At 59.9% G+C, this 20,522-nt stretch carries 17 protein-coding genes; 13 read left to right on the forward strand and 4 right to left on the reverse strand.

Annotated elements, in window-relative coordinates; translation table 11 throughout:
- Positions 1 to 40: 40 nt before the first annotated feature.
- Positions 41 to 601 carry a response regulator transcription factor gene (locus AC30D9_RS12815; RefSeq protein WP_042732380.1) on the reverse strand — a complete coding sequence of 187 codons (561 nt, stop codon included), beginning with the start codon at positions 599 to 601 and terminating at the stop codon, positions 41 to 43.
- The gene (locus AC30D9_RS12820) at positions 598 to 1,857 is read right to left on the reverse strand and encodes an ATP-binding protein (protein WP_307575615.1); all 1,260 of its coding nucleotides are present in this window, start codon (positions 1,855 to 1,857) and stop codon (positions 598 to 600) included. Before AC30D9_RS12820 ends, AC30D9_RS12815 begins: the two co-directional genes overlap by 4 nt.
- 363 nt (positions 1,858 to 2,220) lie before the next feature.
- Here AC30D9_RS12820 and AC30D9_RS12825 point away from each other — a divergent pair, with 363 nt between their 5' ends.
- Entirely contained in the window at positions 2,221 to 2,937 is a 717-nt protein-coding gene (locus AC30D9_RS12825; protein WP_134922826.1) for an SIMPL domain-containing protein, read from the forward strand.
- A gap of 217 nt (positions 2,938 to 3,154) precedes the next feature.
- Here AC30D9_RS12825 and AC30D9_RS12830 read toward each other — a convergent pair whose 3' ends face one another.
- Positions 3,155 to 3,502, reverse strand: a complete 348-nt coding sequence (locus tag AC30D9_RS12830; protein ID WP_307575619.1) for a DUF6124 family protein — start codon at positions 3,500 to 3,502, stop codon at positions 3,155 to 3,157.
- A gap of 348 nt (positions 3,503 to 3,850) precedes the next feature.
- Between AC30D9_RS12830 and AC30D9_RS12835 the strand changes: the two genes are divergently transcribed.
- The 12 genes from AC30D9_RS12835 (at position 3,851) to AC30D9_RS12890 (ending at position 19,234) form a co-directional block, all read left to right on the forward strand.
- Complete coding sequence (locus tag AC30D9_RS12835; protein ID WP_307575836.1) at positions 3,851 to 4,633, forward strand: MarR family transcriptional regulator; 783 nt, start codon at positions 3,851 to 3,853, stop codon at positions 4,631 to 4,633.
- A complete protein-coding gene (locus AC30D9_RS12840; RefSeq protein WP_307575621.1) occupies positions 4,630 to 5,334 on the forward strand; it encodes a hypothetical protein in 705 nt (234 codons plus the stop codon). Before AC30D9_RS12835 ends, AC30D9_RS12840 begins: the two co-directional genes overlap by 4 nt.
- Positions 5,331 to 6,011: a PP2C family protein-serine/threonine phosphatase gene (locus AC30D9_RS12845; RefSeq protein WP_307575623.1), complete on the forward strand. Its 681-nt coding sequence runs from the start codon at positions 5,331 to 5,333 to the stop codon at positions 6,009 to 6,011. Before AC30D9_RS12840 ends, AC30D9_RS12845 begins: the two co-directional genes overlap by 4 nt.
- A gap of 607 nt (positions 6,012 to 6,618) precedes the next feature.
- Complete coding sequence (locus AC30D9_RS12850) at positions 6,619 to 8,220, forward strand: ABC transporter substrate-binding protein (protein WP_490144143.1); 1,602 nt, start codon at positions 6,619 to 6,621, stop codon at positions 8,218 to 8,220.
- 255 nt (positions 8,221 to 8,475) lie between these two features.
- Positions 8,476 to 10,101: an ABC transporter substrate-binding protein gene (locus AC30D9_RS12855; protein WP_134922823.1), complete on the forward strand. Its 1,626-nt coding sequence runs from the start codon at positions 8,476 to 8,478 to the stop codon at positions 10,099 to 10,101.
- Positions 10,102 to 10,407: 306 nt separating this feature from the next.
- Positions 10,408 to 12,009, forward strand: a complete 1,602-nt coding sequence (locus AC30D9_RS12860; RefSeq protein ID WP_134922822.1) for an ABC transporter substrate-binding protein — start codon at positions 10,408 to 10,410, stop codon at positions 12,007 to 12,009.
- 171 nt (positions 12,010 to 12,180) lie between these two features.
- Positions 12,181 to 13,596 carry an OprD family porin gene (locus AC30D9_RS12865; protein ID WP_307575629.1) on the forward strand — a complete coding sequence of 472 codons (1,416 nt, stop codon included), beginning with the start codon at positions 12,181 to 12,183 and terminating at the stop codon, positions 13,594 to 13,596.
- 75 nt (positions 13,597 to 13,671) lie between these two features.
- A complete protein-coding gene (locus AC30D9_RS12870) occupies positions 13,672 to 15,267 on the forward strand; it encodes an ABC transporter substrate-binding protein (protein WP_134922820.1) in 1,596 nt (531 codons plus the stop codon).
- Between the two features lie 75 nt (positions 15,268 to 15,342).
- The gene (locus tag AC30D9_RS12875; protein WP_109753517.1) at positions 15,343 to 16,353 is read left to right on the forward strand and encodes an ABC transporter permease subunit; all 1,011 of its coding nucleotides are present in this window, start codon (positions 15,343 to 15,345) and stop codon (positions 16,351 to 16,353) included.
- Positions 16,354 to 16,363: 10 nt separating this feature from the next.
- Positions 16,364 to 17,275 (forward strand): ABC transporter permease subunit, encoded by a 912-nt coding sequence (locus AC30D9_RS12880; RefSeq protein ID WP_109753516.1) that lies wholly within the window; start codon positions 16,364 to 16,366, stop codon positions 17,273 to 17,275.
- Between the two features lie 10 nt (positions 17,276 to 17,285).
- On the forward strand, positions 17,286 to 18,254 hold the full coding sequence (locus AC30D9_RS12885) for an ABC transporter ATP-binding protein (RefSeq protein WP_134922819.1): 969 nt from the start codon (positions 17,286 to 17,288) through the stop codon (positions 18,252 to 18,254).
- A complete protein-coding gene (locus AC30D9_RS12890) occupies positions 18,254 to 19,234 on the forward strand; it encodes a peptide ABC transporter ATP-binding protein (protein WP_134922818.1) in 981 nt (326 codons plus the stop codon). The genes AC30D9_RS12885 and AC30D9_RS12890 overlap by 1 nt, the downstream gene beginning before the upstream one ends.
- Before the next feature lie 262 nt (positions 19,235 to 19,496).
- On the opposite strand, the gene AC30D9_RS12895 is transcribed toward AC30D9_RS12890, so the two are convergent.
- Complete coding sequence (locus tag AC30D9_RS12895; RefSeq protein ID WP_307575636.1) at positions 19,497 to 19,754, reverse strand: hypothetical protein; 258 nt, start codon at positions 19,752 to 19,754, stop codon at positions 19,497 to 19,499.
- Positions 19,755 to 20,522: the final 768 nt, after the last annotated feature.

Genomic DNA, 20,522 nt, shown 5'->3' on the forward strand with positions numbered 1-20,522 from the left:
GATTTATCGCGAGGGTGGACAACATTTGTTCAGCGCAGGTTCAGCGACGCACGGGACGCTTCTGCAATTTGCGCTGCAAGGTCCGCCGGTGCATGCCCAGTGCGCGGGCCGTGGCGGAGATGTTGCCTTCGTGTTCGGTCAGCACCCGCTGGATGTGTTCCCATTGCAGGCGATCCACCGACATGGGGTTTTCCGGCACCAGGGTGTCGAGGTCGGCGTGCTCGGACAACAGCGCCGCCAGGACGTCATCGGCGTCCGCCGGTTTGCACAGGTAATTGCACGCACCGCGCTTGATCGCCTCGACTGCGGTGGCGATGCTCGAATAGCCGGTGAGGATCACCACGCGCATCTCCGGATCCAGCTCCAGCAACTTGGGCAGCAACACCAGGCCGGAATCGCCGTCCATTTTCAGGTCCAGGGCGGCGTAGTCCGGCAAGTCGGCCTGGGCGAGGGCCAGACCCTCCTCGGCGGAGCCGGCGGTGCTCACGCGAAAGCCGCGACGGGACATGGCCCGGGCCATCACGCGGGTGAAAGTAGCGTCGTCATCCACCAGCAACAGGTGCGGCAGTTCTTCGCCGTCGACTTGGATCTCGTCACTCATGTTTCGTCTCCTCGGTCGGCATGGGGCAGGCGCAGCTCGGTGAGCGTGCCGCCTTCCTCATGGGGGTAGAGTTTCACCGAGCCGCCGGCGCGTGTCACGCTGGCTTTGCTCAAAAACAGGCCGAGGCCGAAACCTTTGCCCTTGGTGGTGTAGAACGGCTTGCCGATCTGCTCGGCAATCGCCAGCGGTACACCGGCGCCATGGTCACGGATGCTGATGGTCAGCTCATAAGCGTTCCAATCCAGCGTCACCTCCAGCCCTTCGGGACAGGCATCAGCAGCGTTGTTCAACAGGTTCAGCAACGCCTGGGTCAGATCCGGCGGCGGCGCCATGCGCGGTACCGGGCCCTGGCCCAGGCGCTGGAAGCGGTAACTGGCTTCCGGGCGCATCAGGTGCCAGCGGTTCAGCGCCTCGTCGAGCCAGTCAGTGACATCCTGCATGTCGATGGCCAGCCGGCGATTGGCCTCGGCGGCGCGCACCAGGTACTGCAGGGTTTCCTTGCAGAGCTTGACCTGATCCTGCAATACCCCGAGGTCTTCTTGCAGTGCCGGGTCGTGATGATCCTGGCGCATCTCCTTGAGCAGCACACTCATGGTCGCCAGCGGCGTGCCCAATTCATGGGCGGCGCCAGCGGCCTGGGTTGCCACCGCCAGCAATTGCTCGTCCCGCAGGCCCTCTTCACGGCGGATGGCCCGCAGCTCCTCCTGGCGGCGCAACTCCTCGGCCATGCGCGCGGCAAAAAACGTGATCACCGCCGCAGCCAGGGCGAAACTCAGCCACATGCCGTAGATCTGCAGGTTTTCCCGGGCGATGGGGAAAGTTTCCAGCGGGTAGAAGCGCGCCAGCAGCAAGGTGTACAGCGCCAGGGCGATGCCAGAAAGGATCAGCGAAAACCGCCACGGCAACGTCACTGCGGCGATGGTCAGCGGCACCAGGTAATAGGACACGAAGGGATTGGTGGAACCGCCGGAAAAATACAGCAGCGCGCTGTGGATAAACAGGTCACAGGCCAGTTGCACGGCGTATTCGAGTTCGGTCACCGGCCACGACGTGCGCAGGCGAATCGCCGTCAGCGCGCAAAGCACACTGGAGCAGGCCAGAGTGATCGCCAATTGCAGCCAGGGCAACGGCAACAGGTCGAACCAATAGGCAAGCCCCACGGAACCGGCCTGGGCCGCCAGGACCAGAATGCGGATAAACGTCAGGCGCCAGAGGTTCTGGCGAGAGGCGGAAGTCATTTGCAAAGGGGCGAGCATGAGCTCTCCTGATGAGCGCTCCAGGCGGATCGCACGGAGTATAACCAAGGCATGGGTTGCAGCGGCAGATATGCGGCAAAGCGCCACAGCCTCCGGCCTTGCTGCGTCCCTTGTGGCGAGGGGATTTATCCCCGCTGGGCTGCGCAGCAGCCCCAATAGTGTCATGACGCTGGTTCAGTGTGATGGCTGATCTTCTGGGGGGCGCTTCACGCCCCAGCGGGGATAAATCCCCTCGCCACAAAAAGCCTCTCACCCGCAATCTGTATAGAAGTTGTAACTGTGCGAACCCGCCCATAAAAGCTAGAGTCTTACCGTTCACGCAGGCCCGGACCTTACCCCTGCGCCTCATCCCAAGGAGCTTTCATGCACACGTTCAGTCGCCCCGCCGCCCTGCTCGCCCTCAGCCTCGGCACCCTCGCCAGCCTGCCGGCCCTGGCCGCCGATGAGCTGCATTACAACCAGATTTCCCTGCGCGCCGAAGTCAACAAGGACGTAGCGCGCGACCTGATGATCGTCACCCTCTACACCGAGGAACAGAACACCGACCCGGCCAAACTCGCCGCAGCCGTCAGCACCACACTGAACAAAGCCATCGGCCAGGCCAAACAGGTCAAAGACATCACCCTGCGCCAGGGCAGCCGCAGCAGCTACCCGATCTACGACAACAAAGGCGGGAAAATCACCGGCTGGCGTGAACGCGCCGAACTGCGCCTGGAAAGCGCCGACTTCGCCGCCCTGTCCAAGCTCACTGGCGAATTGCTCACCGATATGAAAATGGGCGGCATGGATTTCGCCATCTCCACCGCCGTGCGCCAAAGCAGCGAAGACGCCCTGCTCAAGGACGCCGTCAACGCCTTCAAGGCCCGCGCCCAACTGGCCACCGACGCCCTGGGCGGCAAGGGCTACAAAATCGTCAACCTGAACTTCAACACCAACGGTTATCCACAACCGTTCATGCGCCCGCAGATGATGATGAAAGCGGCGTCCATGGATGCTGAGTCGGTCACGCCGGAAGTCGAACCAGGCACCAGCCAAGTGACGATGACGGCGGATGGGGTGATTGAGGTGTCGATACCGTAATGATGGGCTGATAGAGACGTCCAGCTCAGTGAAACAACCTTGTGGCGAGGGGATTTATCCCCGCTGGGCTGCGCAGCAGACCCAACCCTGACACCTCGATGTGTCAGGTCTATCGAGTCGCTGCTTTTGGGGTTGCTGCGCAACCCAGCGGGGATAAATCCCCTCGCCACAGGTATGTCCGACTTGAGTTGACCGGTCGGACGCATCCCTCCTCTCGCTACACTTCGGCCGGGCTGGCCGGTGCCTCAAGCTGATCCAACGCCTTGTCCACCAGCAATTGGCACAACTCCACCAACTGATGAATCCCCAACGCCACACTGCGCCGCGTGCCCTCCACTTCAAAGGCCAGGTCTTCGGCCATGGCTTTTACCGAGGCCAGGGTTTCGGAAGTGCTGGTCAGGAGCGTGTCGGTGTCGGCTTTGGCCGTGACTGAAAACAGACTGTCGATGCGCTGATCGGTGCTTGGCTCTGGAGGCCTTGGGTTGAGGTAGTGATTGAGGGCGCGCTCGGCGGCGGCGCGGTCTTTGAGCAGGTCTTCGATGGCGTCGGTTTTTCCTTCATTCATGTGCATGCTCCTGATAAAAAATTGGAGCCATCACTTGCCGTTATGGTCGTGAGGCTTACGACCTATTAATTTCGAGTTCCCACTCCCGATCGCTGTTTCGCAGCGACAAGAAAAAGGTTAGAGCGCGCATTTCCGAGGGACAACCTTAAAAAGTCGTGGGATGTTTCGTTGTGAAGCAGGTGATCGTTCCTACGCACATGAATGATTTGTGCCGTTTCCTGGGTCGCCACGGGTTTCGTGTCCGGCGGCGCGTGTTTTGACCTCAGCAGATCTTCTTCAGAGCAGGCTTACAAAATAAGTTTTGACATTACAAAAAACAGCGCGCAACACTTGTCCACGTTTTATGGAATGTGGACAGTCAGAGATTTAATCTCCGTGAAAAGTCAAGATATTTTGCTCATGTACAAAATGGCCAGCCTTCACGCGCAGGAAGAAGTGTCTCCGATGGGCAGCCAAACAGTGGCATGGGGCGGCTTATCCCAAATTGACTTGCTGCCAGATGACTACAGCCCCGAACCCAAATTGATCACCTCCCCGCCGCCTGAAAAATCCTGGGACAACTTAGAGGTCGCCATAAAACGCATCATCGACGCAGACTCGTTCCAGTGGGAAGGCTGGGACGCCGACGATGATCCCCCCCAGAAAAGGGCCTCAGCCAAATGGGAGGACCGCTACACCCTCAGAGCCCTGGCTGAATCCTTGGGCTTGAGCAAAAGCGAAATATCAAACTCAATCGCCCGGTGTCGGGAGGCTGGACTGGTGACAAACGACTATGAAACCTCCTTGCCCAAAGTAAACCGCCTGGCGCTTTTAAAGATCACCGAACATGCGTTGAAGTACTTTTTCCCCGTCAAACCCGGCGCCCTGGCGCGGGGAATTCCAACAGGCTTTGCATCACCGGTGCTGTCCAAATACCTTAAAAGCGCCGGGGGAAATATCCACGTTTGGCCCGACCCACACGGCACAGAACGCGGCCAAACCATCGAACCGATTTACAAGACAGTGCCCGAGGCCGTGAAGAACGATCGAACCCTCTATCACTACTTAGCCTTGGTTGACTCGATACGGTTGGGCGGACCGCGCGAAACCAGCGTGGCCATCCAACTGCTTAAAAAAGGTATGGGCCTTTGAGCATTGCCTCCGATCACAACTACGAGATGTTAAGCGCCGTAGCGCAGGGATTGGGCGACGAGCTGTTACAGGAGGTCGCCTTCGTTGGCGGTTCTACCACCTGGCTTCTGTGCACTGACGACATTGTGCTGGACGATATCCGCAGCACTGACGACGTTGACCTGGTCATTGAGCTAGGTGGCATTGCTGACTGGCAAAGACTGACAGAACGCTTGGCCGACAAGGGCTTCAAGATTACCGCCGAGCACAGCGATGTAACGTGTCGATTCAGGTTCAACGATGTGACTGTCGACGTGATGCCCTCCGTGAAGGAGGTGCTCGGCTATGAAAACCGCTGGTTTGTGGATGGCCTGGCGAACGCAGACACCATCACTCTACCCAGCGGGGTGGCAATCAAAATTTTCAAACCCGCCTACTTTATCGCGACAAAGCTCGAAGCGTTCAAAGGCCGCGGCAACGGATACACCTACCATCAAGATGTCGAGGATATCGTTCTCGTTGTAGACGGCCGAGAGAGTTTGCTAGAGGAGGTCAGCCAGGCAGATCAGGTACTACGAACATATATTGCGACCGGTATTACCGAACTGCTGGCACTCAACTCATTGGATTATTTGATAGAAAGCCTGCATTCAGTCAGCGCGAGCCCAGGCCGAGGCAAACTGATTTATCAGCGCCTGAAACAACTGAGCGATATCAAATGATTCACTCAGCCAGGTCCGTTAAAGGACAGGCAAGGGATGAAAACCGGGACTGTGTAGGAGCAAGGCTGGACGGAGCACGGGGGCTATTTGTCGTCGTAGACGGCACGTCAAGACCAGGGAGCGGTCAGCTCGCACAGGCGCTGGCCGACCAGATACTCACATTGTATTGCGAGAAAATCGCGCAGGGTTGTTCCGATAACAGCCATGAAGAAGCGGCAGCGTTACTCAAGGAAGTATTGAATGAGGTACACGACCAGCTCTTTTCGACAGCCTTCACAGGGTCGGCGAGCTACCTGGTCGGTGTAGCCGCCGCAGGACTTCTCACAATCGCTTACGAAGGCGACTGCTGCGCTGGCGTGGCTTCTTCAAACAGCCCGATCACCTGGTTCACAGCACCTCACTGTCTTGCCAACTGGAAGCGCGATCGCGACCACCGACAACTGGCAGCAGATCCAGGCCGGCATCGGATAAGTCGGTGTTTCAAAGCACGGAATAAACCAGATCCAGAGATCGTCACTCGAAAGATTATCGAAGGTGAAAAACTGGTTTTTGCAACCGATGGTTTCTGGGCTGACTTGAGCGATGCGACACAGACCCAGTTGCTGGAAGTCGAGATGCTTGATCCCACCCATGTCGATGATGATGTCTCCTGGATAGTCGTGCAGATCCGGGTTTAACAAGCATCTCTTTTAGACCGCCATCGCGAGCAAGCTCGCTCCCACCATTGGATCGAGGTACGACCGGAGAGATAGGTCGGCTGTTAGGCCGCCTTCGCGAGCAAGCCCGCTCCCACAGGGAGAACGCGGTCCCATCAAGAACCAGGCCGGCTATAAGGCCGCCTCGCGTAGGACGTAGATTTTGGCGCCCCGTTAACCACGATGGCCGAACGCAGGCATTGTGGAGTGGGCATCCCGGCATGGATGCCGGGATAGCCGCGCTGGACCATGGATGGTCCTTCGCGGCGGGCCCACGGAGCAATGCCGGAGTGAGGGCACACCGAGCCTAGGCGAGGTGCCGAGTGGTGGGGCAGGAGCGCTTTGGTTACTTTCGCCTGGGCCGGCATTCCGGCTTTTCGAAAGTGACCCGCCGTCAGGGCGGAACCCTAAGTAGCCGTTACCGCAGCAATGGATATGTCCCCGGTCAACAAAATCCTGGCCGGCTATAAGGCCGCCTCGTCCAAAGCGCTATACCCAAACCCAACAGTCCCCCTCACTTTTCGATATTTCCACCCCCCCACCCACAACGCTACTCTCCTGAAAACCTCGCCACCCCCCAAGGGATTTCATGGACAGAACCACCTTCAAACCACTCCTACTCACCCTAGCCCTGATCAGCAGCGCCCCAATGGCCCAGGCCGCCACCACCCTGGTCTATTGCTCCGAAGCCAGCCCCGCCGGATTCGACCCTAGCCAATACACCAGCGGCACCGACTTCGATGCCTCGGCCGAAACCGTCTTCAACCGTCTTACCCAATTCAAGCGCGGCGGCACCGAGGTCGAACCCGGGTTGGCCACGAGCTGGGACGTGTCACCCGACGGCCTGGCCTACACCTTCCACCTGCGTGAAGGCGTGAAATTCCACACCACCGACTACTTCACCCCCACCCGCGAGTTCAACGCCGACGACGTGCTGTTCACCTTCCAGCGCTTGCTCGATCCGCAACACCCATTTCGCCAGGCCTACCCCACCGAATCGCCGTACTTCACCGACATGGGCCTGAACACCACGATCAAAAGCGTCGAGAAAGTCGACGAGCACACCGTGCGCTTCAACCTGAACAACGTCGACGCCGCCTTCGTGCAAAACCTGGCGATGAGTTTTGCATCCGTGCAATCCGCCGAGTACGCAGCGCAGTTGCTGAAGGAAGGCAAGGCCGGCGAGCTCAACCAGAAACCCGTCGGCACCGGACCGTTCGTGTTCAAGCGCTACCAGAAGGACTCGCAGATCCGCTACGCCGCCAACACGGCATACTGGAAACCCGAGGATGTGAAGCTCGACAACCTGATTTTCTCCATCACCCCGGACGCCGCCGTACGCCTGCAAAAGCTCAAGCGCGGCGAATGCCAGGTCAGCGGCTATCCACGTCCGGCTGACATCGAGATCATCGAACAGGACCCGAACCTGCAAGTGCTCAAGCAGCCCGGCTTCAACCTGGGCTTCCTCGCCTACAACGTCACGCACCCGCCCCTGGACCAGCTCAAGGTCCGCCAGGCTTTGGACATGGCCATCGACAAGCCGGCGATCATCAAGGCCGTGTACCAGAGCGCCGGACAGTTGGCACAGAACGCCTTGCCGCCAGCACAGTGGTCGTTCGACCCGAGCATCCAGGACGCGCCCCACGACATAACCAAGGCCAAGGCGCTACTCAAGGAAGCCGGGGTTGCACCGGGTACCACCATCGATTTATGGGCGATGACGGTGCAGCGTGCCTCCAACCCCAATGCGCGAATGTCTGCGCAGATGATCCAGCAGGATTGGGCCAAGATCGGGATCAAGGCCAACATCGTCAGCTACGAATGGGGCGAGTACATCAAGCGTGCAAAAAATGGCGAACACGATGCAATGATCTACGGCTGGACCGGCGACAACGGCGACCCCGACAACTGGCTGGGCGTGCTGTACAGCTGCGCGGCGGTCAAGGGCAGCAACTACGCCAAGTGGTGCGACCCGGCGTATGACCGCTTGATCCAGCAGGCCAAGGTCTCGACGGACCGCCAGCAACGCATCGACTTGTACCGACAAGCGCAGAAAATCCTCAAGCAACAGGTGCCGATCACCCCGATCGCCAACTCCACGGTATTCCAGCCGATAAACAGGCAAGTGGTGGATTTCAAACTCAGCCCATTCGGCCTCACACCCTTCTACGGCGTGGGTTTGAAGAAGTAACACCCGCCCATTTCCGGTGCGTTTCGGCTGCGCAGCGCACCGGGAAAGGGCGTGATTTACCGCAAAAAAACGCCCGCAAACGATCAAATGCGTCGGAAGTTACACAGATGCGACATTAAGGTACGTTCGTGCCACTGTTTCGGACTTGTGACCGCTCTGGATCTTGCATTGGGTATGGGGCCTGCATAAGTATCCGCAGGACGACTCACGAGGTCGCCCTCAAATCCAAAAATGACAACAAATCATGAGGCCAACATGCTTAAACAAGCGGTCATTCCGTTTTTAGTCGGCGCCAGCTTACTAGCCAGCGCACCTTTCGCCCAAGCCGCGACTAACCTGGTGTTCTGCTCCGAAGGGAGCCCGGCCGGTTTTGACCCTGGTCAGTACACCACCGGAACCGACTTCGACGCCTCTGCAGAGACCATGTTCAACCGCCTGACCCAGTTCGAACGCGGCGGCACCGCTGTGATTCCTGGCCTGGCGACCAAGTGGGATATTTCCGAAGACGGCCTGACCTACACCTTCCACCTGCGTGAAGGCGTCAAGTTCCACACCACCCCGTACTTCAAGCCGACCCGCGAATTCAACGCCGACGACGTGCTGTTCACCTTCAACCGCATGATCAACAAGGACGACCCGTTCCGTAAGGCGTACCCGACCGAATTCCCGTACTTCACCGACATGGGGATGGACACCAACATCACCAAGATCGACAAAGTCGACGACCACACCGTCAAGTTCACCCTCAAGGATGTCGACGCCGCGTTCATCCAGAACATGGCCATGAGCTTCGCCTCGATCCAGTCCGCCGAGTACGCCGCCCAGTTGCTCAAGGAAGGCAAGGCACCCGACATCAACCAGAAGCCGGTCGGCACCGGCCCGTTCGTGTTCAAGAGCTACCAGAAAGACTCCAACATCCGCTACACCGGGAACAAGGACTACTGGAAGCCTGAGGACGTGAAGATCGACAACCTGATCTTCGCCATCACCACCGACCCGTCGGTGCGCATGCAGAAACTCAAGAAAAACGAATGTCAGATCACCCTCTTCCCACGCCCGGCCGACCTCAAGGCCCTGAAGGAAGACAAAGCGCTGAAAATGCCTGACCAGGCGGGTTTCAACCTGGGCTACATCGCCTATAACGTGATGGACAAGATCAAGGGCAGCAACGAGCCGAACGTGCTGGCTAACCTGAAAGTCCGTCAGGCGCTGGATATGGCGGTCAACAAGCCGCAGATCATCGATTCGGTCTACCAGGGTGCCGGCCAGTTGGCCGTCAACGCCATGCCGCCGACCCAATGGTCCTACGACACCACCATCAAGGACGCCAAGTACGACCCTGAGAAAGCCAAGGCGCTGCTCAAGGAAGCCGGCGTCAAGGAAGGCACCAACATCACCCTGTGGGCGATGCCGGTCCAGCGTCCGTATAACCCGAACGCCAAGTTGATGGCCGAGATGCTGCAGTCCGACTGGAAGAAGATCGGCCTGAACGTCAACATCGTCAGCTATGAATGGGGTGAGTACATCAAGCGCTCCAAAGGCGGCGAGAACCAGGCGATGATCATCGGCTGGAGCGGTGACAACGGTGACCCGGACAACTGGCTCAACGTGCTGTTTGGCTGCGACTCGCTGGCCGGCAACAACTTCTCCAAATGGTGCGACAAGAAGTTCGACGGCCTGGTCAAGGAAGCCAAGCGCACCACCGACCAGTCCAAGCGCACCGAACTGTACAAACAGGCACAACACGTCCTCAAGGATGCCGTGCCAATGACACCTATCGCTCACTCGACGGTGTATCAACCCATGCGCGCCAACGTGCAGGATTTCAAGATCAGCCCATTCGGCTTGAACTCCTTCTACGGCGTCAGCGTCAGCAACTAAAGATAGGCAACGGCGGCGTCTTCAACGTCGCCGTTGCTTTATCGGCCGAGACCAAGACTCAGGAAATCGCCTACATCCAAAAACACTGCGTACCACAGCAGTTGGTTTAGGACGTATCGCCTTTTCCCACAAGTCTTTCAGGCATTACGCATTTACCGCCCGGTCCACGACTCATACCGTCGAGGCCTGGACGGCTTGCCAGCCCTGCGGCATCGCTACGCAATGGAATGAGCCCAGTGCTCCGGACCTGTTCCCGGAAGGACACCGGTTCACTGTTAAAACACCCCGAACGAGAGAGGGAGCGTCATGCGCCATACCTTGGTTTTATCCGCATTGCTGGGCACCGGCCTGCTGGCCGCGACATCCGCAGCGCAGGCCGCTGGCAGCAGCCTGGTGTTCTGTTCCGAAGGCAGCCCCGCCGGTTTCGACACCGCGCAATACACCACGGCCACCGACAACGATGCTGCTGAACCGCTGTACAACCGCCTGGCCGAGTTCGAAAAAGGCGCGACCAATGTCGTCCCGGGCCTGGCGACCAGTTGGGATATTTCCGAGGACGGCCTGAAATACACCTTTCACCTGCGTGAAGGCGTGAAATTTCATACCACCGACTACTTCACCCCGACCCGGGACTTCAACGCCGACGACGTGCTGTTCACCTTCAACCGCATGCTCGATCCGCAGCATCCGTTCCGCAAGGCCTACCCCACCGAGTTCCCGTACTTCAACGGCATGAGCCTGAACAAGAACATCGCCAAGGTAGAAGCGACCGGGCCGCTGACCGTGGTCATGACCCTTAACAGCGTGGACGCGGCCTTCATCCAGAACATCGCCATGAGTTTCGCCGCGATTCTGTCGGCCGAATACGCCGACCAGTTGCTCAAGAACGGCAAGCCGAGCGACATCAACCAGAAGCCGATCGGCACCGGGCCGTTCGAATTCAAGAGCTACCAGAAAGACTCCAACATCCGCTATGTCGCCAACAAGCAGTACTGGGCACCGGAACGGGTCAAGCTGGACAACCTGATTTTCTCCATCAACACCGATGCCTCGGTACGGGTACAGAAGCTCAAGGCCAACGAATGCCAGGTCACCCTGCATCCGCGCCCGGCCGACGTGCCGGCCTTGAAGAACGACCCCAAGCTGCAACTGATCGAGAAGCCCGGCTTCAACCTCGGCTACATCGCCTATAACACCCGCCACAAGCCGTTCGACCAGGTCGAAGTGCGGCGAGCGCTGGACATGGCGGTGAACAAGCAAGGCATTCTCAATGCCGTGTACCAGGGCGCGGGGCAACTGGCGCAGAACGCTATGCCGCCGACCCAATGGTCCTACGACGACACCATCAAGGACACCGCCTACAACCCGGAAAAGGCCAAGGAATTGCTCAAGGCCGCCGGGGTCAAGGAAGGTACCGAAATCACCCTTTGGGCCATGCCCGTGCAACGCCCGTACAACCCCAACGCCAAACTGATGGCCGAGATGCTCCAGGCCGACTGGGCGAAGATCGGCCTGAAAGTGAAGATCGTCAGCTACGAATGGGGCGAGTACATCAAGCGCACCAAGAACGGCGAGCACGACATCAGCCTGATCGGCTGGACCGGCGACAATGGCGACCCGGACAACTGGCTGGGCACGCTGTACAGCTGCGACGCCATTGGTGGCAACAACTACTCCATGTGGTGTGACCAGGATTACGACAAGCTGATCAAGCAGGCCAAGGTCGTCACCGACCGCGACCAGCGCACCGTGCTCTACAAACAGGCCCAGCAGTTGCTCAAGCAGCAAGTGCCGATCACTCCTGTTGCCCACTCGACGGTCAACCAGCCGCTGAGTGCCAAAGTCGAAGGGTTCAAAGTCAGCCCCTTCGGTCGCAACGTGTTCTCGGGCGTCAGCCTGAACCCATAACCGTATAGCCACGCAGCGAGGGTTTCCTCTGGAAGCCCTCACGCAGACGTCTTGCCTGAATTCGCCGATCAGGCGCCATGCAAACGTTTGCCAGCTGTGAATGAGTTGCAAAAACCAATAGCCGTATCACCAAAAAAGAACGGCATTAAAAGAAAGAAAGGAGCGTTACCCATGAAACTGAGCAGCACCGCGATACTGGCCCTGGCCATAAGCAGCATCACCGCGACGGCCTATGCCGAATCGCAGAGCCAGGCGGTCACTCCTGTGACCCTCAAGACCACCAGCGAGCAAAGCGAAGCCAAGGGCTTCATCGAAGGCCAGTCCATCAGTGGCACCACTCGCAACTGGTACGCCAACGAGCAATTCAAGCGCGGCGCGAAACTCACCTATCGCAAGAACGGCGAAGCACGCGAGACCGACCGACGTATCAACTGGCTGCAAGGCACCATCATCAAGTACAACTCGGGCTTCACCGAAGGCACCGTAGGCTTCAGCACCGAACTGGCCGCCTACAACGCCATCGCCCTGGATCAGGACCGCAAGGACCTGGCGTCCAACAATGGCGGCGCACCGACCACCCGTCCTGGCGCCGGCAACAACCGTACCCTGACCCGCGAAGGCGGCGACGCCGTAGGCCAGTGGAGCAAACTGGGCCTGGCCAACATCAAGGCCCGCGTTTCCAACACCACCCTGACCGCCGGCCGCCAGAACTTCAGCAGCCCGATGGTCGACGTCATCGGCAACCGTGCCCTGCCCTCCAGCTTCCAGGGTGTGAGCCTGCACAGCGAAGAATTCGAAAACCTGGCGCTCGATATCGCCACCTTCGACCGCAACTCGCCGCGTACCGAAGAGAGCCTGCGCAAATTCCGCTCCGAATACGGCGACAGCAGCGTTGAAACCGATCACGTCAACACCGCCGGTATCACCTACCAGCCTCTGGCCAGCCTGAAGACCAGCCTCTGGGCGACCCAGGCCGAGGACATGTGGAACCAGTACTACTTCGGCGCCACCCATGAACTGGGCGACAGCTCGGTGCTGAGCCTGACCACCGGCCTGAACTACTACAAGACCGTGGACTCGGGCAAAAGCAAACTCGGCGAGATCGACAACGACACCTATTCCCTGTCGTTCGGCCTGACGCACCAGGCCCACAGCCTGACCTTCTCGTACCAGGAAGTGAACGGCAACGAGTACTTCGACTACCTGCACGAAACCAACGGCATCTACCTGGCCAACTCCCTGCTGTCGGACTTCAACGGCCCGAACGAGAAATCCTTCCAGATCGCCTACGGCCTGAACATGGCCGAATACGGCGTGCCTGGCCTGAAGTTCAACATCTACCAGGCGCGCGGCTGGGGCATCGACGGTACCCACTACAACAGCACTGGCTATAGCGACGTGCGGGCCATGGACGGTGAGCACCACTACGAATACGGCGTCGGCGCGTCCTATGCCGTACAGAGCGGTCCTCTGAAAGCCACCGCGATCCGTGCGACCTACACCGCACACCGCGCCAGCGAAAACCAGGCCGACGGCAGCCTCAACGAGTTCCGCCTGGTCACCACCATTCCGTTCAACATTCTCTAAACTCCCACCGGGCGGTCGACTCACAAGGTCAACCGCCCGGTCTTTTGCCATTTACCCGATTGCAGAGGATTGACGATGAACATGATCCCCCTACGCGCAGCCATCGCCGCTGCCTTGCTGAGTGTCGCCGTTGGCGCCGCGGCCAAACCCCTGGTGGTTTGTACAGAAGCCAGCCCGGAAGGTTTCGACATGGTCCAGTACACGACTGCAGTCACTGCCGACGCCGTGGCAGAAACCATTTTCAACCGCCTGGCCGACTTCAAGCCCGGTACCACCGAAGTGATTCCGGCCCTGGCCGAATCCTGGGACATCAGCGACGATGGCCTGACGTACACCTTCCACCTGCGCAAGGGCGTCAAGTTCCACACCACCGAATACTTCAAGCCGACCCGCGACATGAACGCCGACGACGTGGTCTGGAGCTTCCAGCGTCAGTTGGACCCGAATCACCCGTGGCACAAACTGTCGAGCGTGGGCTTCCCGTACTTTGAAAGCATGGGCTTCAAAGAACTGCTCAAAAGCGTCGAGAAAGTCGACGAACACACGGTCAAGTTCAGCCTGACCCGTCGCGAAGCGCCATTCCTGGCCGACATCGCCATGGCCTTCTCCTCGATCTACCCGGCCGAATACGCCGACCAATTGCTCAAGGCCAATAAGGCCGGCGATCTCAACAGCAAGCCGGTCGGCACCGGGCCGTTCATCTTCCAGCGCTACAACAAGGACGCCCAGGTGCGCTTCAAGGCCAACCCGGACTACTTCCGTGGCAAGCCGCCGGCCGATGCCCTGGTACTGGCCATCGCCACCGACAACAACGTGCGCATGCAAAAGCTCAAGACCAACGAGTGCCAGATCGCGCTGTATCCAAAACCGGATGACATCCCCAGCATCAAGAAAGACCCGAACCTGAAGGTCACTGAGCTGGACGCGATGACGGTCTCCTACACCGCCCTGAACACCAGCCACAAATACATGAGCGACGTGCGGGTGCGTAAAGCCATCGACCTGGCCTTCGACAAGGAAGCCTACGTCAACGCACTGTTCGGCAAGGGCAACGCCACCGTGGCGGTCAACCCGTATCCGCCGACCCTGCTGGGCTTCAACCACGACCTGAAGAACCCACCTCGCAACCTGGACAAGGCCCGCGAGCTGCTCAAGGAAGCCGGCGTGCCGGAAGGCACCGTGTTCACCCTGTTCACCCGCAACGGCGGCGGCCCGACCAACCCCAACCCGATGCTCGGCGCGCAGATGATGCAGGCCGACCTGGCCAAGGTCGGGATCAAGGTCGACATCCGCGTGATGGAATGGGGCGAAATGCTCAAGCGCGCGAAAAACGGCGAGCACGACATGGTCTCCGCCGGATGGGCGGGCGACAACGGCGACCCGGATAACTTCCTGACGCCTATGCTCAGTTGCGAGGCGGCCAAGAACGGCGAAAACTACGCGCGCTGGTGCAACGAGAAATTCCAGGCGCTGATCGACCAGGCTCGCGCCACAGTGAACCCTGAGGAGCGCATCAAGCTCTATGAGCAGGCCCAGGTGATTTTCAACCAGGACCAACCGTGGATCAGCATGGCCCACACCCGCATGTTCACCGCAATGCGCAACAACGTAGAGGGTTATGTGATTAGCCCGCTCACCACCAACAACTTCGCCACCACCCAGGTGAAGTAGATAAGAAAACGCCCGGCCGCTCTTGACCCAAGAGTTGCCGGGCACGCCTAACCGGCTGATGAGGTACACCTGAAGATGTTTAGTTTTATTGCCCGCCGACTGGGATTACTGATCCCCACGTTCTTCGGCATCACCTTGCTGACCTTCGCGTTGATTCGCATGATCCCCGGCGATCCCGTGGAAGTGATGATGGGCGAACGTCGGGTCGATCCCGAAATGCATGCACAGGCAATGGAACGCCTTGGCCTCAACAAACCGCTGTATGCCCAGTACCTGGACTACATCGGCAAACTGGCCCACGGCGACCTCGGCGAATCGCTGCGTACCCGTGAAAGCGTATGGACCGAGTTCAGCTCTCTGTTTCCCGCGACCCTGGAACTGTCCATGGCCGCCCTGTTGTTCGCCGGCATCCTGGGCCTCTTGGCCGGGGTGATCGCGGCACTCAAGCGAGGATCCCTGTTCGACCATGGGGTGATGGGCGTCTCCCTGGCGGGGTATTCGATGCCGATCTTCTGGTGGGGCCTGATCCTGATCATGTTCTTCTCGGTGTCCCTGGGCTGGACGCCGGTGTCGGGGCGGATCGACCTGCTCTACGACATCGAGCCGCGAACCGGCTTCATGCTGATCGACACCTTGCTGGCCGATGAGCCCGGTGCGTTCCTCGATGCCCTGCACCACCTGATCCTGCCAGCCATCGTGCTGGGCACCATTCCGCTGGCGGTGATCGCCCGCATGACCCGCTCCTCGATGCTCGAAGTACTGCGCGAAGACTATATCCGTACCGCCCGCGCCAAGGGCCTGTCGCCTTCGCGCGTGGTATTCGTGCATGGCCTGCGCAACGCGCTGATCCCGGTGCTGACCGTGGTCGGCCTGCAAGTCGGCACGCTGCTGGCCGGTGCGGTCCTGACCGAAACGATCTTCTCCTGGCCGGGCATCGGCAAGTGGCTGATCGAAGCCATCGGCGCCCGGGACTATCCCGTGGTGCAGAACGGCATCCTGTTAATCGCCTGCCTGGTGATTCTGGTCAACTTCGTCGTGGACATCCTCTACGGCTTTGCCAACCCACGCATCCGTCACCAGCGCTGAGATCAAAACCATGAGTACTCCAACTACCGCGGTAGCAGTCGATCAAAGCCTGCTGTACCCGTCCCCGTACAAAGAATTCTGGCAGGCGTTTTCCCGCAACAAGGGCGCCGTGGCCGGGCTGCTGTTCATGATCCTGGTGGTGTTTTGCGCCATCTTCGCGCCGTGGGTCGCCCCTCACGATCCGAGCGAGCAGTACCGCGACTTCCTGCTGACGCCGCCGGCGTGGCTTGAAGGCGGGCAGATCCAGTTCCTGCTGGGCACCGACGAGCTGGGCCGCGACTTGCTCTCGCGCCTGATCCAGGGCTCGCGCCTGTCGCTGCTGATCGGCTTGTCGTCGGTGGTGATGTCGCTGATCCCGGGCATCCTGCTGGGGCTGTTCGCCGGGTTCTTCCCGCGCCTGCTCGGCCCGACCATCATGCGTCTGATGGACATCATGCTAGCCCTGCCTTCGCTGCTGCTGGCCGTGGCGATCGTCGCCATCCTCGGCCCAGGCCTGATCAACACCGTGATCGCCATCGCCATCGTCTCGCTGCCGTCCTACGTGCGCCTGACTCGCGCCGCCGTGATGGGCGAACTGAACCGCGACTACGTGACCGCCGCCCGCCTGGCCGGTGCCGGCCTGCCACGCCTGATGTTCATCACCGTGCTGCCCAACTGCATGGCACCGCTGATCGTCCAGGCGACCTTGAGCTTCTCCTCGGCGATCCTCGACGCCGCCGCCCTGGGCTTCCTCGGCCTCGGCGTACAACCGCCAACCCCGGAGTGGGGCACCATGCTGGCCTCGGCCCGCGACTACATCGAACGCGCCTGGTGGGTGGTGAGCCTGCCTGGCCTGACCATTTTGCTCAGCGTGCTGGCAATCAACCTGATGGGCGACGGTTTGCGCGATGCGCTGGACCCGAAACTCAAGAATGCCGCCTGAGGAGATTCCCATGTCACTGCTAGAAATCAAGAATCTCAACGTTCGCTTCGGCGACGCCACCGCCGTGCCGGTGGTCGACGGCCTGGACCTGACCGTGGAAAAAGGCGAAGTGCTGGCCATCGTCGGCGAATCGGGCTCGGGCAAATCCGTGACCATGATGGCGCTGATGGGCCTGATCGAGCACCCCGGCATCGTCACCGCCGATGCACTGAACTTCGACGGCAAGAACATGCTCAAGCTGAGCAGCCGCCAGCGCCGGCAGATCGTCGGCAAGGACCTGGCGATGGTCTTCCAGGACCCGATGACCGCGCTCAACCCCAGCTACACCGTGGGTTTCCAGATCGAAGAAGTGCTGCGTCTGCACCTGAAAATGTCCGGCAAGGCCGCCCGCAAGCGCGCCATCGAACTGCTGGAAAAAGTCGAGATCCCTGGTGCCGCCAGCCGCATGGACGCCTACCCGCACCAACTGTCCGGCGGCATGAGCCAGCGCGTGGCGATTGCCATGGCGATTGCCGGCGAGCCGAAACTGCTGATCGCCGACGAACCGACCACCGCCCTGGACGTGACCATCCAGGCGCAGATCATGGACCTGCTGCTGGCGTTGCAGAAAGAGCAGAACATGGGCCTGGTACTGATCACCCACGACTTGGCCGTGGTGGCTGAAACCGCCCAGCGCGTGTGCGTGATGTACGCCGGCCAAGCGGTGGAAGTGGGCAAGGTGCCGGAGTTGTTCGACATCCCCGCCCACCCGTACAGCGAAGCACTGCTGGCGGCGATTCCGGAGCACAGCATGGGCGCCGAGCGCCTGGCGACCTTGCCCGGCATCGTCCCCGGTCGCTACGACCGTCCGCAGGGTTGCCTGCTGTCGCCGCGCTGTCCGTACGTGCAGGATAACTGCCGCCAGCAACGCCCGGCCCTCGATCCGAAATCCAACAGCCTCGCCCGCTGCTTCTACCCGTTGAACCAGGAGGTGGCGTGATGGCCGTCGTACTTACCGCCCGTGACCTGACCCGTCATTACGAAGTGTCCCGTGGCATGTTCAAGGGCCATGCCACCGTACGTGCCCTCAACGGTGTGTCGTTCGAACTGGAGGCCGGCAAGACCCTGGCCGTGGTGGGTGAATCCGGTTGCGGCAAATCCACCCTCGCCCGGGCCCTGACGCTGATCGAAGAACCGTCCTCCGGCTCCTTGAAAATCGCCGGCCAGGAAGTGGCCGGCGCCAACAAGGCCGAGCGCAAGCAATTGCGCAAAGACGTGCAGATGGTGTTCCAGAGCCCGTACGCATCCCTCAACCCACGGCAGAAAATCGGTGATCAACTGGCCGAGCCGCTGCTGATCAACACCAGCCTGTCGGCCACCGAGCGGCGGGAAAAAGTCCAGGCGATGATGAAGCAGGTGGGCCTGCGCCCCGAGCATTACCAGCGCTATCCGCACATGTTTTCCGGCGGCCAGCGCCAGCGCATCGCCCTGGCCCGCGCCATGATGTTGCAACCCAAGGTGCTGGTGGCGGACGAACCGACGTCGGCGCTGGACGTGTCGATCCAGGCCCAGGTGCTGAACCTGTTCATGGACTTGCAGGAGGAATTCAACACCGCCTACGTGTTCATTTCCCACAACCTGGCGGTGGTGCAACACGTGGCCGACGACGTGATGGTGATGTACCTCGGTCGCCCGGTGGAAATGGGCCCCAACGAGTCGATCTACAGCCGCCCGCTGCACCCGTACACCCAGGCGCTGCTGTCGGCTACCCCGACCATCCACCCGGACCCGAACAAGCCGAAGATCAAGATCGTCGGCGAACTGCCCAACCCGCTCAACCCACCGCCCGGCTGCGCCTTCCACAAGCGCTGCCCCTACGCCACCGAGCGCTGCAAGACCGAAGAACCGGCCTTGCGTTTGCTGGATAACCGGCAGGTGGCGTGTCACTACGCTGAGCAGTTCCTCGACGGCGCGGCGTAAGGTGTAAGGCAAAGCAGATAGAGCACTTGTGGCAAGGGGATTTATCCCCGTTGGGCTGCGCAGCAGCCCTAAAGCAGTGAAATGCAATGCTCCTGGCACTCCGAGTTGCCTGGTTTGGGGGCTGCTGCGCAGCCCAGCGGGGATAAATCCCCTCGCCACAGGGGTAAGTCTTCGCCTTGGGTCATGCACCCTGCATAAAAAACCCCTCCAGCCCCGACTGAGTCTCAGTTGGGGCTGGAGGGGTTTTCTTTAGGTCAGAAATTTACGTCTGGGTATCGCCTTCACCCTCTTCATCTTCATCACCGTCCGGCGGATCGACTGGCGAGCCATCATCATCCTCGCCATCGTCCGGATCACCAGCATCCGAATCGGACGCTGCCAGCATCAACTCACCCTGCACCACTTGCCCACTCGACGCGTGCTGCTCATGCTCATCGCATTCCGCCCACGCAGCCGTAGAACCCAGGGACAGCATCACCAGCACCTTCAGCAAAAACATCATGCGTAGCAGCTTATTCATAGCCATTTCCTTCTTTTCCGGATAAAGCCGGGGCCTGACGGCGCTCAAGAAATCTAGTTCTGAACAGGCCGGTTCACCAGATAGGACGCCGCAGAAGCAGCAGAAATGCCGCCATCCGACAGAATGGTTTCGAATAAGCGTTATCTCCAATCCAACTAACACCCAACATACAGTGTGGGAGCGAGCCTGCTCGCGATGACGGCGGTACATTCAGCATCCATGCAAGCTGATACACCGCTTTCGCGAGCAAGCCCGCCCCACAGGGGATTAAGAGTGACCGGGAGATTAAGGACTGGCACAAGACCAATGTGGGGTCTGTGCCAAACACAATTTTTTTTTGCCCACTGAAGATTCAGTGTGGGAGCGGGCTTGCTCGCGAAGAGGCCGGCACATCCAACATCCAGGCAAACTGGCCCGCCGCTTTCGCGAGCAAGCTTTGCTCCCACAGGTTGGGGCCGCATGACATGGTGTTAACACCCGCCCCCTTAACGGCAGGCATTGAGCCTTACAGACAAATACCCAGTAACAAGGAGCGTTCGTCCTGAGGCTACGTCGCCTTGCGCCTTTGCCTACAACTAAGCCAGAATCCGCCCGCTTGTGCGCCTTGGGGCCGGGCTCAATCGTTTCCTGGTCGCTGACGAATCAGCGGTCGGGTTTAGCGACCCGAACCATAGGCACATAAGCAACCATGCTTCATTGCGGGATCTAACCGCAATTACGTCATGGCGGCTGTATGTAGAAGACCTTCGGGTGTGCCGGGTGCCTATG

It is taken from the genome of Pseudomonas sp. DF11, assembly GCF_058148565.1.

What these genes read in the sequence shown, in the direction of transcription:
- AC30D9_RS12885 (WP_134922819.1), top strand. Translation starts at nt 17,286, where the DNA reads ATGTCACTGCTAGAAATCAAGAATCTCAACGTTCGCTTCGGCGACGCC.
- AC30D9_RS12820 (WP_307575615.1), bottom strand. Translation starts at nt 1,857, where the DNA reads ATGCTCGCCCCTTTGCAAATGACTTCCGCCTCTCGCCAGAACCTCTGG.
- AC30D9_RS12825 (WP_134922826.1), top strand. Translation starts at nt 2,221, where the DNA reads ATGCACACGTTCAGTCGCCCCGCCGCCCTGCTCGCCCTCAGCCTCGGC.
- AC30D9_RS12845 (WP_307575623.1), top strand. Translation starts at nt 5,331, where the DNA reads ATGATTCACTCAGCCAGGTCCGTTAAAGGACAGGCAAGGGATGAAAAC.
- AC30D9_RS12890 (WP_134922818.1), top strand. Translation starts at nt 18,254, where the DNA reads ATGGCCGTCGTACTTACCGCCCGTGACCTGACCCGTCATTACGAAGTG.
- AC30D9_RS12880 (WP_109753516.1), top strand. Translation starts at nt 16,364, where the DNA reads ATGAGTACTCCAACTACCGCGGTAGCAGTCGATCAAAGCCTGCTGTAC.
- AC30D9_RS12855 (WP_134922823.1), top strand. Translation starts at nt 8,476, where the DNA reads ATGCTTAAACAAGCGGTCATTCCGTTTTTAGTCGGCGCCAGCTTACTA.
- AC30D9_RS12815 (WP_042732380.1), bottom strand. Translation starts at nt 601, where the DNA reads ATGAGTGACGAGATCCAAGTCGACGGCGAAGAACTGCCGCACCTGTTG.
- AC30D9_RS12875 (WP_109753517.1), top strand. Translation starts at nt 15,343, where the DNA reads ATGTTTAGTTTTATTGCCCGCCGACTGGGATTACTGATCCCCACGTTC.
- AC30D9_RS12830 (WP_307575619.1), bottom strand. Translation starts at nt 3,502, where the DNA reads ATGAATGAAGGAAAAACCGACGCCATCGAAGACCTGCTCAAAGACCGC.
- AC30D9_RS12835 (WP_307575836.1), top strand. Translation starts at nt 3,851, where the DNA reads ATGTGGACAGTCAGAGATTTAATCTCCGTGAAAAGTCAAGATATTTTG.
- AC30D9_RS12870 (WP_134922820.1), top strand. Translation starts at nt 13,672, where the DNA reads ATGAACATGATCCCCCTACGCGCAGCCATCGCCGCTGCCTTGCTGAGT.
- AC30D9_RS12895 (WP_307575636.1), bottom strand. Translation starts at nt 19,754, where the DNA reads ATGAATAAGCTGCTACGCATGATGTTTTTGCTGAAGGTGCTGGTGATG.
- AC30D9_RS12865 (WP_307575629.1), top strand. Translation starts at nt 12,181, where the DNA reads ATGAAACTGAGCAGCACCGCGATACTGGCCCTGGCCATAAGCAGCATC.
- AC30D9_RS12850 (WP_490144143.1), top strand. Translation starts at nt 6,619, where the DNA reads ATGGACAGAACCACCTTCAAACCACTCCTACTCACCCTAGCCCTGATC.
- AC30D9_RS12860 (WP_134922822.1), top strand. Translation starts at nt 10,408, where the DNA reads ATGCGCCATACCTTGGTTTTATCCGCATTGCTGGGCACCGGCCTGCTG.